Raw genomic sequence first — 14,333 nt, forward strand, 5'->3', positions numbered from 1 at the left:
GTCAGATAGTGAGGAATCCCTCTAGGCATCCCTCCAGGAGTCCGGCCAGGAGTCCCGATCGGTCTCCCTGGGGATATCGGTCTCCCTAGGAATTCAGATAGGTCAGGACCGCGAGGACCCGCCGGTGGTCCCCGTCGCTCGGCGACAGGCCGAGCTTCATGAAGATGTTGCTGATGTGCTTCTCCACCGCCCCGTCGCTCACCACGAGCTGCCGCGCGATGGCCGAATTCGTACGCCCCTCCGCCATCAGCCCCAGCACCTCCCGCTCGCGCGGGGTCAGCGCCGCCAGCACGTCCTGCTTGCGGCTCCGGCCCAGCAGCTGCGCCACCACCTCGGGGTCGAGCGCCGTGCCGCCCCGGGCCACCCGCACCACCGCGTCCACGAACTCGCGGACCTCGGCCACCCGGTCCTTCAGCAGATAGCCGACCCCGGTGCTCGAACCGGCCAGCAGTTCGGTCGCGTACTGCTCCTCCACGTACTGCGAGAGCACCAGCACCCCGATCCCCGGGTACTCCTTGCGCAGCCGCACCGCCGCCCGTACGCCCTCGTCGGTGTGGGTCGGGGGCATCCGCACGTCCGCCACGACCACGTCGGGCAGCGCGCCCTCGGCCGCCAGGTCGGACACGGTCTTCACCAGCGCCTCACCGTCGCCGACCCCGGCGACGACCTCGTGCCCGAGGTCGGTGAGGAGACGGGTCAGACCCTCACGGAGCAGCACCGAATCCTCGGCGATGACCACCCGCACGCACTCCGTGCCCTTGTCCGTCACGGCCCTGCCTTTCTGCTGCCTGAGCTGAGTGATCCCCAGCGCTGAGAGTTCCCCAGCATCGCAGCAGAAAGGACGCGCGGGAGGGGGCGGGGGTTCAAACCCGGCCGCCCCCGTCCGCGACGGGGCGGGGTCACGCCCGCCAGGGCAGCTCCGCGGTCACCGTCGTGGGCCCGCCCGCCGGCGAGTCCACGGCCAGCACGCCGTCGACCGCGCCCAGCCGCTCCGCGAGCCCCGCGAGCCCGTGCCCGGCCGCCGGGGCCGCGCCGCCGGCGCCGTCGTCGCGGACCTGGAGCATCAGCCGGTCGCCCGACCGCCACACGTCCACCCAGGCGTGGCGGGCGCGGGCGTGCTTGGAGACGTTCTGGAGGAGCTCGGAGACCGTGAAGTACGCGATGCCCTCGATCGCCGCCGCCGGGCGGCCCGGCAGCTCCACGTCCACCGTCACCGGGACGGCGCACCGCGCGGCGATCGCGGACAGGGCGGCGTCGAGCCCCCGGTCGGTGAGGACGGCCGGGTGGATGCCCCGGGCCAGGTCCCGCAGCTCCTGGAGGGCCAGCTTGACCTCGCCGTGCGCCTCGTCGACCATCGCCGCCGCCGCCAGCGGATCGTGCGCCAGCTTCTCCTTCGCGAGGCCCAGGTCCATGGCCAGGGACACCAGGCGCGCCTGCGCCCCGTCGTGCAGGTCCCGCTCGATCCGGCGCAGGTCGGCGGCTGCGGTGTCCACGACCACGCCCCGGTCCGACTCCAGCTCGGTCACGCGCGAGGCCAGCCGGGACGGCCCGAGGAGCCCCGAGACCATCAGCCGGTCCACGTTCACCAGACCCCGCAGGACCCAGGGCCCCAGCAGGACGAAGAGCAGGCCGACCAGGCAGGTGACGGTGACCTCGAAGCCCGAGTCCAGATAGATGCCGTGGGTGCCGTCCCCGTACAGCTGGAGCCCGTCCTGGCCCAGGTACATGGGGAAGACCCACTGCCACAGCGGATACGTGAAGAGGCCCCAGCCCCAGCACCAGAGCGCGATCACCAGGGAGAAGGAGAAGACCGCCCAGGGGAAGTGGAGCAGCGCGTACAGCAGGTGCCGCCAGGAGGCGCCGCTCTTCAGCATCGCGCCCATCCACGAGAACGCCCCGGCCTTCCGGCCCCGCACCGGCTCCGGCGCCCGCACGTCCAGCCGCAGCAGCCCGCGCGCCCGCGCCCGCTCCACCGCGCCGAAGCCCCGGCACATCGCGAGCGTGCCGGCCAGCAGCGGGACGCCCAGGAAGGTGACGAGGAGCCCGGCACCGGCGGAGAAGAAGGAAATGGCGAGGCAGAAGTAGAGGACACCGAGCGGCATCCCGAGCAGGACGTAGCCGAACTCGCGCCAGGTACGCCCTTCGAACGGGGCGCGCACGGCGGCGGGAAGACGCGGGGAGGCCATCGGGGGGTCCGTTTCTCACGCGGGTGGGTGTCTCGGTCACTCCCACCCTCCCGGGAACGGCGCCCCGGAACCATGAGGAGGGTCGGCGTCTGTGGAGGGGGGTTTTCCCTACCGGGGAGGGGAGGGGAGTCAGGAAAGAGAGGAGAGGAGAGGGGACGGGGGCGGGGACGGGGACGGGGACGGGGACGGACGGCGGGGGAGCAGCGGGAACGGCTCACGCCCCCGGCCCGCCGCCCGGTCCGGCCTACCCCCGGCCTACCCCCGGCCTACCCCCGCCCCGCCGCCCGGTCGCGCCACGGCAGCTCCGCCGTGACCACCGTCGGGCCGCCCTCCGGGGAGTCGACGACGAACACGCCGTCCACCGCGCCCAGCCGCTCCGCGAGGCCCGCCATGCCCGTGCCGGGGCCGTCCAGGCGGGCGCCGCCCACGCCGTCGTCGCGGACCTGGAGCATCAGGCGGTCCCCCGACCGCCACACCTCCACCGCAGCCGAGCGGGCGCGGGAGTGCTTGGAGACGTTCTGGAGCAGCTCGGAGACCGTGAAGTACGCGATGCCCTCGATGGCCTCGGCGGGCCGGGCCGGCAGCTCGACCCCGACCCGCACCGGGACGGTGCAGCGCGCCGCGATCGCCGACAGGGCGGCGTCGAGCCCCCGGTCGGTGAGGACGGCCGGGTGGATGCCCCGGGCCAGGTCGCGCAGTTCCTGGAGGGCCAGCTTGACCTCGCCGTGCGCCTCGTCGACCATCGCCGCCGCCGCGTCCGGGTCGTCGAGCAGCTTCTCCTTCGCGAGCCCGAGCCCCATCGCCAGCGCCACCAGCCGCGCCTGCGCCCCGTCGTGCAGGTCCCGCTCGATCCGGCGCAGGTCGGCGGCGGCGGTGTCCACGACCACGCCCCGGTCCGACTCCAGCTCCGCGATCCGGCGCTCCAGCTCGTCGGAGGGCGAGAGCAGGCCCCGGACCATGCCCCGGTCCGCGTTGGACAGCCCGCGCGCCACGAACGGCAGCACCGGCCACAGCACGATCAGGGACACCAGGGTCACCGTGAACGTCACGATGCCCCACGGCAGCCGGATGAACCCGTACAGCTGGCTCCGCCACGCCACCGGGTCCTTCAGCTGCGCCCACAGCCAGGGGAAGAAGCCGTCCCGCCGGGGCAGCCGGCTCGGCTCGTCCACCTGGACGCCCAGCAGCGCGCGCGCCCGCGCCCGCTCCGCCCGTGCCGTCCCGCGCGCCCCGGCGAGGCCGAGCGCGAGCAGCGGCAGGCCGACGACGGTGACGGCGAGCCCCACCCCGAGCGCGATCGTCACGACCGCGTACACGAAACCGAGCAGCGCGCACGGCAGATCGGCGAGGAGGTGCGCGATCTCCTTCCAGGTGTGCCGGCCGTAGGCGAAGCGCGCTGGCGGCGGGGCGGAAGGGGCGTCGGCGTCGGGGGCGGTGAGGTCATTCATGGGACAAGGCTGCCGGTAGAGGCCCCGGACACGCCATGGGGGAGGTCGGTGAGGAAGAGGGGGGATAACCCCACCGACCCCGGCCCGGCCCCGGCCCGACCCGGGCCCGACCCGGGCCCGGCCCCGCCCCGGTGCGCCCCGCTCGTCTGCTTACCGCCCCTTTAGCAGGGCCTAGACTCGCGTGGGTAAAAGAACGTGCTCAAAGAAACCGGTGAGACACCGGTGGGACACCGAGACCGAGGGGCGGACGTGCGGGAACCGACCGTTGTCGCGGCGGACTACTTTCAGACGTACTCCGTCGTCGGCCTGCTGGCCGTCCTCGGAGTGCTCTTCGTCGCCGTCGCGTTCGGCGCCGGGCGGCTGCTGCGGCCCGTCGTGCCGACGCCCGAGAAGCTGCTGACGTACGAGTGCGGCGTCGACCCCGTCGGCGAGGGCTGGGCCCACACCCAGGTCCGCTACTACGTCTACGCCTTCCTCTACGTGATCTTCGCGGTCGACTCGATCTTCCTCTTCCCCTGGGCCACGGTCTTCGCCGCCCCCGGCTACGGGGCGACCACCCTGGTCGAGATGTTCGTCTTCCTCGGCTTCCTGGCCGTGGGACTGCTCTACGCGTACAAGAAGGGCGTCCTGGCATGGCTGTGACACCGCTTCCGGCCCCCAAGCTGGGCCCGCTCGCCCGGCTGGCCCCGGAGCCGATGAAGGTGGTCCTCAACTGGGGCCGCCGCTACAGCCTGTGGGTCTTCAACTTCGGCCTCGCCTGCTGCGCGATCGAGTTCATCGCCGCGTCGATGGCCCGTCACGACTTCATCCGGCTCGGCGTGATCCCCTTCGCGCCCGGCCCCCGCCAGGCCGACCTGATGATCGTCTCCGGCACCGTCACGGACAAGATGGCCCCCGCCGTCAAGCGCCTGTACGAGCAGATGCCGGAGCCCAAGTACGTCATCTCCTTCGGCGCCTGCTCCAACTGCGGCGGCCCGTACTGGGACTCGTACTCCGTCACCAAGGGCGTCGACCAGATCATCCCGGTCGACGTCTACGTGCCGGGCTGCCCGCCCCGCCCCGAGGCGCTCCTCCAGGGCATCCTCAAGCTCCAGGAGAAGATCGCCCGCGAGAGCCTCGGCGAGCGCTACGGCGCGCCCGAGCCGTCCGTCGCCCAGCTCACCAGCGGCCTGGTGCGGCCCCCGCAGCCGGGAGCCACGGCATGACGCTGAACCAGAACGCCTTCGACACCCTCCCGGACGCGGTCACCGACCTCTTCGGCGCGGAGGCGACGGCCGAGCGGGCGTACGACCTGCTCACGGTCGACGTCCCGACGGCCTCCTGGATCGCGGCGCTGGAGATCGCCCGCGACAAGCTGGGCTGCACCTACTTCGACTGGCTCAGCGCCGTCGACGAGCCGGGCACCGGCTTCCGCGTCTGCGCGCACGTCGCCTCGGTCGGCCCCGGCCACGTCCGCCGCCTCCTGCTGCGCACGACGGTCCCGCACGCCGCCCCCTCGCTGCCGACCGCCGTGGCGGTGTACGCGGGGGCGGGCTGGCACGAGCGCGAGACGTACGAGATGTTCGGCGTGACCTTCACGGACCACCCGCACCTGGTGCACCTGCTGCTCCCCGAGAACTTCGAGGGCCACCCGCTCCGCAAGGACTTCGTGCTGGCCGCCCGCGTCGCCAAGGCGTGGCCCGGCGCGAAGGAACCGGGCGAGGCCCACGACCCGAACGCCCCCAAGCGGCGCCAGATGCTGCCGCCCGGCGTGCCCGACCCCAACGAGTGGGGCCCCCTCAAGGGCCAGCTCCCGCCGGCCCCGGCCCGCCCCTCGCGCGCCGCCGCGGGCGACCGCCCGGCCCGCCGCGCCCGCACGACCACCGAGGGCTCGGCGACCCAGCCGACCCCGGCGACGACCCCCGACCCGCCGACCCCGCCCCGCCGCTCGCGCTCGGCCTCGGACGGCTCGGCGAGCCAGGCGACCCCGGCTCCGGCTCCGGCGGCGGACCCGTCGGCTCCGGTACGCCGCTCCCGCTCGGCTTCGGACGGCTCGGCGAGCCAGTCGGCGCCGGCTCCGGCTCCGGCGGCGGACCCGTCGGCTCCGGTACGGCGCTCGCGCTCGGCTTCGGACGGCTCGGCGAGCCAGTCGGCGCCGACGCCGGCTCCGGCGGCGGACCCGTCGGCTCCGGTACGCCGTTCCCGCTCGGCTTCGGACGGCTCCGCGAGCCAGTCGGCCCCGACCCCGGCTCCGGCTCCTGCTGCGGACCCGTCCGCTCCGGTACGCCGCTCCCGCAGCGCCTCCGCCGGTTCGGCGAGTCAGCGGGCGGCCGAGGCGGCGACCGACGCGGCGGCCGGGCAGCCGGACGGCGCCGAGGCGCCCCAGAAGCCCGCGCCCCGGACCCGTAGCGCCGACGCCCCCTGGCACCACGCCCGCCCGGCCTTCGACGAGGACCAGGCGCCCGAGGCGCCCGAGGACCCCGACAAGCCCGCCGCGCCCGAGCCCGCCGACAAGCCCGCCGGGACCGACGACACCGACCCCGCCGGAGGCGATCCCGCGTGACCGACGTACTCGACGTCGCCCTCCGGCTGCTCATCGTCTTCGCCGTCTTCCTCGTGCTGCCGCTCGTCGTCGGCCAGACCGAGCACAAGGTCATGGCCCACATGCAGGGCCGCCTCGGCCCCATGTACGCGGGCGGCTTCCACGGCTGGGCGCAGCTCGTCGCCGACGGCGTGAAGTTCGCGCAGAAGGAGGACGTCGTCCCGGCCGCCGCCGACCGGCGGATCTTCCAGCTCGCGCCGGCCGTCGCCCTCCTCCCGTACCTGCTCGTGCTCGTGGCGATCCCGATCGGCCCGAGCGAGGGCGCCGTCGGGCAGGTGATCGACGCGGGCATCTTCTTCGTGCTCGCGGTGATGGGCGTCGGTGTCCTCGGCAGCCTGATGGCGGGCTGGGCCTCGGCCAACAAGTTCTCGCTGCTCGGCGGCCTCCGCACGGCCGCCCAGCTGCTCGCGTACGAGCTGCCGATGCTGCTCGCCGCCGCGTCCGTGGCGATGGCCGCCGGCACCGTCTCCCTCCCCGGCATCCTCAACGCCTTCGAGTGGTGGTGGGTGCCCTGGCAGATCGTCGGCGCGCTCGTGTTCTTCACGGCGGGCCTGGCCGAGCTCCAGCGCCCGCCGTTCGACATGCCCGTCGCCGACTCGGAGATCATCTTCGGCGCGTACACGGAGTACACCGGCCTGCGCTTCGCGCTGTTCCTGCTCGCCGAGTACGCGGGCATCGTCGTCCTGTGCGGCCTGACCACCGTCCTCTTCCTCGGCGGCTGGCACGGCCCGCTCGGCGCCGACGGACTCGGCTGGGTCTGGACCCTGCTGAAGACCGCCGTCCTGGCGTTCGTCGTGATCTGGCTGCGCGTCTCCTACCCCCGGCTCCGCGAGGACCAGCTCCAGAAGCTCGCCTGGACGACCCTCGTCCCGCTCGCCCTCGCGCAGATCGCGCTGACCGGCATCGTGAAGGTGGCGATCCAGTAACCATGGCCCCCCCGATCCCCGGCTCCGGCCTCGCCAAGGGCCTCGCCGTCACCCTCCGCACGATGACCCGCAGGAGTGTCACCGCGCAGTACCCGGACGTGCAGCCCGAGCTGCCGCCCCGCACCCGCGGGGTGATCGGGCTGTTCGAGGAGAACTGCACGGTCTGCATGCTGTGCGCCCGCGAGTGCCCCGACTGGTGCATCTACATCGACTCCCACAAGGAGACGGTGCCCGCCGCCGCCCCCGGCGGGCGCGAGCGCAGCCGCAACGTCCTCGACCGCTTCGCGATCGACTTCTCGCTCTGCATGTACTGCGGCATCTGCATCGAGGTCTGCCCCTTCGACGCGCTGTTCTGGTCGCCCGAGTTCGAGTACGCGGAGACCGACATCCACGAGCTGACCCACGAGCGCGACAAGCTCCGCGAGTGGATGTGGACCGTCCCGGAGCCGCCCGCGCTCGACCCGCGCGCGGAGGAGCCGAAGGAGATCGCCGCGGCCCGCAAGGCGGCGGAGAAGGCGGCGGCCCAGGCCGCCGCCGAGGCCGCCGAGACGGCCGAGACGGAGGGGGAGCAGCAGTGATCCTCACCGCAGCCCAGTCAGCGGCCCAGTCCGCGGCCCAGCCCGCCGCCCACGGCTTCCTGTCGCCCACCGGCGTGGAGATCGCCTTCCTCCTCGTCGGCCTCGTCACCCTCGGCGCGGCCGTCGTCACCGTCACCACCAAGCAGCTCGTGCACGCCGCCCTGTGGCTGGTCGTGGCGCTCGGCGGGATCGCCGTCGAGTACCTGCTGCTGACCGCCGAGTTCATCGCCTGGGTGCAGGTGCTGATCTACGTCGGCTCGGTCGTCGTCCTCCTCCTCTTCGGGCTCATGCTCACCAAGGCCCCCATCGGCCGCTCCCCGGACGCCGACTCCGGCAACCGCTGGGTCGCCCTCGGGGTCGCGGTGGCCGCCGCCGCGGCCCTGGTCTGGGTGGTCGTGGACGCCTTCCGCACCACCTGGGTCGAGCTCGACGGCGCGGCCGTCCAGGGCTCCACGGCCGTGACCGGCGAGATCCTGTTCCGGCACTGGGTGCTGCCCTTCGAGGCGCTGTCGGTGCTGCTGCTCGCGGCCCTGGTCGGCGCGATCGTCCTGTCGAAGCGAACCGGCGGGAACGAGTCCGGGTCCGAGACCGAGAACGCGGGGGACCGGAGCTGATGCACCTCGTCTACCCGGCCGTCCTGGCCGCCCTCCTCTTCTGCGTCGGCCTGTACGGCGTGCTTGCCCGGCGCAACGCGATCCTGGTCCTGATGGGCGTCGAGCTCATGCTCAACGCCGTCAACCTCAACCTCGTCGCCTTCGACGTCTGGCTCCGCGACACCCTGCACGCGGGCCAGGCCCTGACCCTCTTCACCATCGCCATCGCCGCCGCGGAGATCGGCATCGGTCTCGCGATCGTCCTGATGGTCTACCGCAACCGCGGCACCTCGGACGTCGACCGGCTCCGTGACACCAAGGAGAAGCCGTCCGAGGACGACCCGTCCGATGACGGCGACGGCGACGACGACCACAAAGACGAGAAGGCCGAGGCCACCGCGTGACCACCACGACCCTCGCCGTCCTCGTCCCCCTGCTCCCCTTCCTCGGCGCGGTCGCCGGCCTCTTCCTCGGCCGCGCCGCCCCCGGCTTCACGCGCCCGCTCGCCGTGCTGCCGACGCTCGCCGCGGCCGTCCTGGCCGTCCTCGTCGCCGTCCGGCAGGGCGGCGGGAAGACGATCGACGCGGCCACCCAGCTGACCCCCACCGGCTCGGTCCCCATCGACCTGGCGCTGCACATCGACGGCTTCGCCGCCCTCGTCGCGATCCTCGTCGGCACCGTCGCCACCTGCGTGCAGGTCTACTCGACCGGCTACCTCCGGCACGACCCGCGCTACCCCTCGTACGCGGCCCTGGTCTCCCTCTTCACCTCCGCGATGCTGCTCGTCGTCTACTCCGGCGACCTGATGGTGCTGCTGGTCGGCTGGGAGATCATGGGCATCTGCTCGTACTTCCTGGTCGGGCACTACTGGGAGACCCCCGAGGCCCGCGCGGCCTCCCTGAAGGCGTTCCTCGTCACCAAGCTCGGCGACGTCCCCTTCCTCATCGGGCTCTTCGCCCTGGCCGCCGACGCGGGCACCTTCCGCGTCACCGGCATCCTCGGCACCGTCGCGAGCGGCGGCCTCGACCACCCCACCCTCATCGCGCTGCTGCTCCTCGCCGGCGTGGCCGGCAAGTCCGCGCAGTTCCCGCTGCACACCTGGCTGCCCGACGCGATGGCCGGCCCCACCCCCGTCTCCGCGCTGATCCACGCGGCGACGATGGTCGCCGCCGGCATCTACTTCGTCGCCCGGCTGCTGCCCGTCTTCGCCGCCTCCGCCGCCGCGATGACCGTGCTCGCCGTGATGGCCGCCGTCACCATGGTCGGCTCGGCGCTCGCCGCGCTCGCCCAGGACGACATCAAGCGGGTCCTCGCCTACTCGACGATCGGCCAGCTCGGCTACATGGCGGGCGCCCTCGCCGTCGGCGACCGAGGCGCCGCCGTCTTCCACCTCCTCGCGCACGGCGCCTTCAAGGCGCTGCTCTTCCTCGCCGCGGGCACCGTCATCCACGCCGCGGGCACCAACTCGCTCTCGGCGATGTCCCGGATGAGCGGCCTCGCCAAGCGCGTCCCGGACGCCTACTGGACGATGACGATCGCCCTCCTCGCGCTCGCCGCGATCCCGCCCTTCGCCGGCTTCTTCTCCAAGGAGGCCGTCCTCGTCGCCGCCGAGCACACCGCCACCGGCGAGTCGGCCCTCGCCCCCGCCGGGGCGGGCTGGACCGTCCTCGTCGCCGGCCTGCTGACCGCGCTGCTCACCGCCGCGTACGCGGCCCGCCTGTGGCTGCTCGCCTTCCGGGGCCGCGGCGCCGAGGCCCCGGACCACGGCAGGCAGCCGATCGCCATGACCACCGTCCTGTGGGTGCTCGCCGTCCCCTCCCTCGGCTTCGGACTCACCGCCGGCTACCTCGACGACTGGTTCGACGGGCACCCGCTGACCCCGACCGTCACCACCGCCGTCCTCGGCACCGGCCTCGCCGTCGTCGGCGGCGCGGTGCTGTACGCGGTGTGGCGCTCGCTCGCCCCGAAGCGCGCCGCCGTCGCCGCGGCCACCGTCGCCCACCCCGGCGCCGAGGGCGGCGAGGTCGAGGCGGAGGCCCTGGACCTGCCGCACCCCGCGCGGGACCCGGGCGACCCCGGCCGCGCCCTGCTGGGCCCGCTGCACGCCGCCGCCGCGGACGGCTTCCACCTGGACGCGGTCTACCGGGCCGCCTTCGTCCGCCCCGTACTCGCCGCCGCCTCCCTGGTCCGCTTCCTGGACCGCGAGGTCGTCGACACCTACGTGCGCGGCGCGGCCGGCGGCGCCAAGGGCCTCGGCTGGCTCGTCCGCCGCGCCCAGACCGGCAACGTGCAGAGCTACCTCAGCGCGCTGCTCGCCGGCTCCGTCGTCCTGGCGGTCGTCGCCGTCGTCCTCGCCAACGTCGCCGGAGCGTGAGCCGTGCTCGATATCAGCGAATCCGTGATGCGGTTCCTTCTGGCGTTCATCGTCCTCGGCCCGCTCCTCGGCGCCGCCGCCGCCCTCCTGCCGGCCCCGCCCGGACTGAAGGGGAAGTCCCCCGACCAGGCCGTGCTCCGCCACGGCGTCACCGTCACCGGCGTGATCCTGCTGGCCGCGGTCGTCCTCGCGCTCGGCTTCGACCACGACAGCCCCTCGACGATGCAGGCCACCACGGACATCAGCTGGATCCACGCGCTGGACGTGCGGATCCACCTCGGTGTCGACGGCATCTCGCTCCCCCTCCTGCTCCTGACCGCGCTGCTGACCTTCCTCTGCGCGCTGTACAGCTACTTCAAGCCGCCCGCGGGCCCGTCACCCAAGGCGTTCGTCGCGCTGCTGCTCGTCCTCGAGACCGGCACCCTCGCGAGCTTCGCCGTCCTCGACCTGATCCTGTTCTTCCTGGCCTTCGAGACGGTCCTGGTCCCGATGTACTTCCTCATCGCCCGCTGGGGCGGCGAGGGCAGGCGGGCCGCCTCCTGGAAGTTCGTCCTCTACACGCTGCTCGGCTCGGTCGTGATGCTGCTCGGCCTCCTCCTCGTCGGCATCAAGGCGGGCACGTTCGACATGGTGGCACTGGCCACTGACAACGGCCGCGGCCTCACCACGTTCGTGCAGGTCATCGCCGTTCTGGCGATCGGCGTCGGGCTCGCCGTGAAGACCCCGATGTGGCCGCTGCACAGCTGGCTCCCGGACGCCCACACCGCCGCCCCGACCGTCGGCTCGGTGCTCCTCGCCGGCGTCATGCTGAAGATGGGCACGTACGGCTTCGTCCGGATCGCGCTGCCCGTCGCCCCCGACGGGATGCACGCCCTCGCCCCGTACCTCGGCGGCTTCGCCGTCGCCGGGATCGTCTACGGCTCGCTCGCCTGCCTGGCCCTGGTCCGACCCGGCAACAAGGGCGACCTCAAGCGCCTGATCGCGTACTCCTCCGTCGGCCACATGGGCTTCGTCCTGCTCGGCATCGCCACCATGACCCCCACCGGGGTCAACGGCGCCCTCTTCGCCAACATCGCCCACGGCCTCATCACCGGCCTCCTCTTCTTCCTGGTCGGCGCCCTCAAGGACCGCTACGGCACCGCCGACCTCGACACCCTCGCCGGGGCCACCGGCGCCGCCCTCTACGGCCGCGCCCCCCGCCTCGGCGCCCTGCTCGCCTTCGCCGCCGTCGCCTCGCTCGGCCTGCCCGGGCTCGCCGGCTTCTGGGGCGAGATGCTCGCCCTCTTCGGCGCCTTCGACCCGGCCGAGGGCCTCAGCCGCCCCGCCTTCCTCACCTACATGGCGATCGGCGGCTTCGGCACCCTCCTCACCGCCGCCTACCTGCTCCTCGTCGTCCGCCGCGTCTGCATGGGCGGCCCCCGCCCGGCCGGCGAGACCCCCATCGCCGACGTCCGGGGATACGAGCTCGCCGCCTGGAGCCCGCTCGTCGCCCTCACCGTCCTCGCCGGACTGTGGCCCGCGGTCCTCCTCGGCCTCACCGACCCGGCCGTCCAGCAGCTGCTCGCCGGAGGAAAGCCGTGATGTCCCTCGTCCAGTCCGTCGACTGGCTCACGATCGCGCCGCCCACCCTCACCGCCGTGGTCGGCGTCGGGATCCTCGTCGCCGACCTCTTCGTCCCGCCCGCGCGCAAGGCGCTGCTCGGCTGGACCGCGATCGGCGGCCTGGCCGCCGCCCTCGCGCTGCTCGTCCCGCTGCGCGCCGGCGACCGCTCCACGTTCTGCCTCGTCCCGGACACCGGCCTGCGGGCGTGCAGCTACAGCGCCGACGACTTCACCGTCGTCATCCAGCTCCTGGTGCTCGCGGGCGCCCTCGTCACCGCGCTCCTCTCGGTCGCCGACACCCGCGACGACAGGCTGCCCGCGGGCGAGTACTGGTTCCTGCTGCTGGCCTCCGCCGCCGGCGCCGCCCTGCTGCCCGCCTCCCGGGACCTCGCCACCCTCGTCGTCGCCCTCGAAGTGGCCTCGCTGCCCGCCTTCGCGCTCGTCGGGATGCGCCGCGGCGACCGGATGTCCAGCGAGGCGTCACTCAAGTTCTTCCTCTCCTCGGTGACCGCGACCGCCGTCACCCTGCTCGGCGTGAGCTTCGTCTACGCGGCGACCGGCACCCTCCACCTCACCGAGATCGCCGCGCGGCTCGGCGCGGTCCCGGGCCAGCTCCACACGCTCGCCCAGGCGGGCGTGATCCTCACCCTGGTCGGCTTCGCGTTCAAGACCGCCGTGGTGCCCTTCCACTTCTGGGTCCCCGACACCTACGTCGGCGCCCCGCTCCCCGTCGCCGCCTACCTCTCCGTGGTCGGCAAGGCCGTCGGCTTCACCGGGCTCATCCTGGTGACCGTCGTCGCCTTCCCCTCCTACGCGGACGTCTGGGGCCCGGCGCTCGCCGTGCTCGCCGCCCTCACCATGACCGTCGGGAACGTGGCCGCGCTGCGCCAGGCGTCCACCCGCGCGTGGAGCGCGGTACGGCTGCTGGCCTGGTCCTCCGTCGCCCAGGCCGGCTACCTCCTGGTGCCGATCGCCGCCGCCGCGTACTCCACCGACGACCAGATCGGCGCCACCGTCGCGTACGCCCTCATGTACGCCGCCGTGAACCTCGGCGCCTTCGCCGTCGTCGTGCTCGTCGCCCGCAGCCGCCCCAAGGCCCGGATCTCCGACTTCCGCGGGCTGTACGCCGAGCGCCCCGGCGCCGCCCTCGCGCTCGGGTTCTTCCTGCTGAATCTGGCCGGACTGCCCCCCGGTATCATCGGCCTCTTCGCCAAGGTGACCGTGTTCTCGGCAGCCGTCGACGCCGGTCTCGGCTGGCTCGCCGTGATCATGGCCGTGAACGTCGTGATCGCGCTCTACTACTACCTGCGGTGGACCGCGCTGGTCTTCCGCGCGCCCAGGGGAGCCGTCACGCGGCTCGGGGCCCCCACCCCCGTCACCCTGGCGATCGCGCTGACCGCCGCCGCGGGTGTCGTGCTGTCGGGCTACCCGCAGCTCGCCCTCCGCTACGCGGCGAACAGCCTCTTCTGATCCCCCCACGGAACAAACCCAAGGAGCAGTACCCCGTGCTGAACGGTTTCAAGGACTTCATACTTCGCGGGAACGTCGTCTCGATGGCCATCGGTCTCGCCGTCGGCTCCGCGTTCACCGCCGTCGTCACCGGCTTCAGCAAGGCGTTCATCACCCCGCTCATCGGCCTCGCCACCGGCTCGGTCGGCGACTTCAGCGAGGCCAGCTTCACCGTCGGCAAGACCGTCTTCCCGTACGGCCTGGCGATCGCCGCCGCCATAGCGTTCGTGATCACCGCCGCCGTCCTCTACTTCCTGATCGTCGTCCCCATGGCGAAGATCCAGGAGAGGTTCGCCAAGGCGGAGGCCGCCGACCCGAAGTCCGCCAAGCGCGACTGCCCCCGCTGCTTCACCGAGATCCCGGCCGTCGCCTCCCGCTGCGCCCACTGCACCAGCGAGGTCGAGCCGATCGCAGGCTCGCTGGAGAAGCTCGGCGTCCCGCTGCCCCGCTAGACGACAGGGCCCAGTCACCCGTACGGCCCACACGGCCCCCCGTGCGGCCCGGGGAACCCGAGCCTCCCGCCTGGCGTTGACCAGG

At 73.4% G+C, this 14,333-nt stretch carries 14 protein-coding genes; 11 read left to right on the forward strand and 3 right to left on the reverse strand.

Going from position 1 to position 14,333, the window contains the following annotated elements:
* Positions 1-85: 85 nt before the first annotated feature.
* The 3 genes from AB0C99_RS02510 to AB0C99_RS02520 all read right to left on the reverse strand — a co-directional run bounded on the left by AB0C99_RS02510 (position 86) and on the right by AB0C99_RS02520 (position 3,634).
* Positions 86-745, reverse strand: a complete 660-nt coding sequence (locus AB0C99_RS02510; protein WP_362468647.1) for a response regulator transcription factor — start codon at positions 743-745, stop codon at positions 86-88.
* 154 nt (positions 746-899) lie between these two features.
* Positions 900-2,186, reverse strand: a complete 1,287-nt coding sequence (locus tag AB0C99_RS02515; RefSeq protein ID WP_362468429.1) for a sensor domain-containing protein — start codon at positions 2,184-2,186, stop codon at positions 900-902.
* 266 nt (positions 2,187-2,452) lie between these two features.
* Complete coding sequence (locus AB0C99_RS02520; RefSeq protein ID WP_362468430.1) at positions 2,453-3,634, reverse strand: sensor domain-containing protein; 1,182 nt, start codon at positions 3,632-3,634, stop codon at positions 2,453-2,455.
* Positions 3,635-3,883: 249 nt separating this feature from the next.
* Between AB0C99_RS02520 and AB0C99_RS02525 the strand changes: the two genes are divergently transcribed.
* Genes AB0C99_RS02525 through mscL form a run of 11 tightly spaced genes read left to right on the forward strand, consistent with a single transcriptional unit; the run spans position 3,884 to position 14,248 of the window.
* On the forward strand, positions 3,884-4,276 hold the full coding sequence (locus AB0C99_RS02525) for an NADH-quinone oxidoreductase subunit A (RefSeq protein ID WP_362468432.1): 393 nt from the start codon (positions 3,884-3,886) through the stop codon (positions 4,274-4,276).
* Positions 4,267-4,839 (forward strand): NADH-quinone oxidoreductase subunit B family protein, encoded by a 573-nt coding sequence (locus AB0C99_RS02530; RefSeq protein WP_362468434.1) that lies wholly within the window; start codon positions 4,267-4,269, stop codon positions 4,837-4,839. The genes AB0C99_RS02525 and AB0C99_RS02530 overlap by 10 nt, the downstream gene beginning before the upstream one ends.
* Positions 4,836-6,176 (forward strand): NADH-quinone oxidoreductase subunit C, encoded by a 1,341-nt coding sequence (locus AB0C99_RS02535; RefSeq protein ID WP_362468436.1) that lies wholly within the window; start codon positions 4,836-4,838, stop codon positions 6,174-6,176. Before AB0C99_RS02530 ends, AB0C99_RS02535 begins: the two co-directional genes overlap by 4 nt.
* Entirely contained in the window at positions 6,173-7,141 is a 969-nt protein-coding gene (locus tag AB0C99_RS02540) for a complex I subunit 1 family protein (protein ID WP_362468438.1), read from the forward strand. Before AB0C99_RS02535 ends, AB0C99_RS02540 begins: the two co-directional genes overlap by 4 nt.
* Positions 7,142-7,143: 2 nt before the next feature.
* A complete protein-coding gene (locus tag AB0C99_RS02545; RefSeq protein ID WP_362468440.1) occupies positions 7,144-7,719 on the forward strand; it encodes an NADH-quinone oxidoreductase subunit I in 576 nt (191 codons plus the stop codon).
* Entirely contained in the window at positions 7,716-8,333 is a 618-nt protein-coding gene (locus tag AB0C99_RS02550) for an NADH-quinone oxidoreductase subunit J (protein WP_362468442.1), read from the forward strand. The genes AB0C99_RS02545 and AB0C99_RS02550 overlap by 4 nt, the downstream gene beginning before the upstream one ends.
* Positions 8,333-8,716, forward strand: coding sequence for an NADH-quinone oxidoreductase subunit NuoK (gene nuoK, locus AB0C99_RS02555; protein ID WP_362468444.1), 384 nt, complete (start codon positions 8,333-8,335; stop codon positions 8,714-8,716). The genes AB0C99_RS02550 and nuoK overlap by 1 nt, the downstream gene beginning before the upstream one ends.
* Positions 8,713-10,686 carry an NADH-quinone oxidoreductase subunit L gene (locus AB0C99_RS02560; RefSeq protein WP_362468446.1) on the forward strand — a complete coding sequence of 658 codons (1,974 nt, stop codon included), beginning with the start codon at positions 8,713-8,715 and terminating at the stop codon, positions 10,684-10,686. The genes nuoK and AB0C99_RS02560 overlap by 4 nt, the downstream gene beginning before the upstream one ends.
* A 3-nt stretch (positions 10,687-10,689) precedes the next feature.
* Positions 10,690-12,267 (forward strand): NADH-quinone oxidoreductase subunit M, encoded by a 1,578-nt coding sequence (locus AB0C99_RS02565; RefSeq protein WP_362468447.1) that lies wholly within the window; start codon positions 10,690-10,692, stop codon positions 12,265-12,267.
* Positions 12,267-13,757, forward strand: a complete 1,491-nt coding sequence (locus AB0C99_RS02570) for an NADH-quinone oxidoreductase subunit N (protein ID WP_362468449.1) — start codon at positions 12,267-12,269, stop codon at positions 13,755-13,757. The genes AB0C99_RS02565 and AB0C99_RS02570 overlap by 1 nt, the downstream gene beginning before the upstream one ends.
* Before the next feature lie 35 nt (positions 13,758-13,792).
* Positions 13,793-14,248, forward strand: a complete 456-nt coding sequence (gene mscL, locus AB0C99_RS02575; RefSeq protein WP_362468451.1) for a large conductance mechanosensitive channel protein MscL — start codon at positions 13,793-13,795, stop codon at positions 14,246-14,248.
* Positions 14,249-14,333 lie beyond the last annotated feature (85 nt).

Source organism: Streptomyces sp. NPDC048659 (assembly GCF_040650575.1).
In the GTDB taxonomy this organism is placed as follows: domain Bacteria; phylum Actinomycetota; class Actinomycetes; order Streptomycetales; family Streptomycetaceae; genus Streptomyces.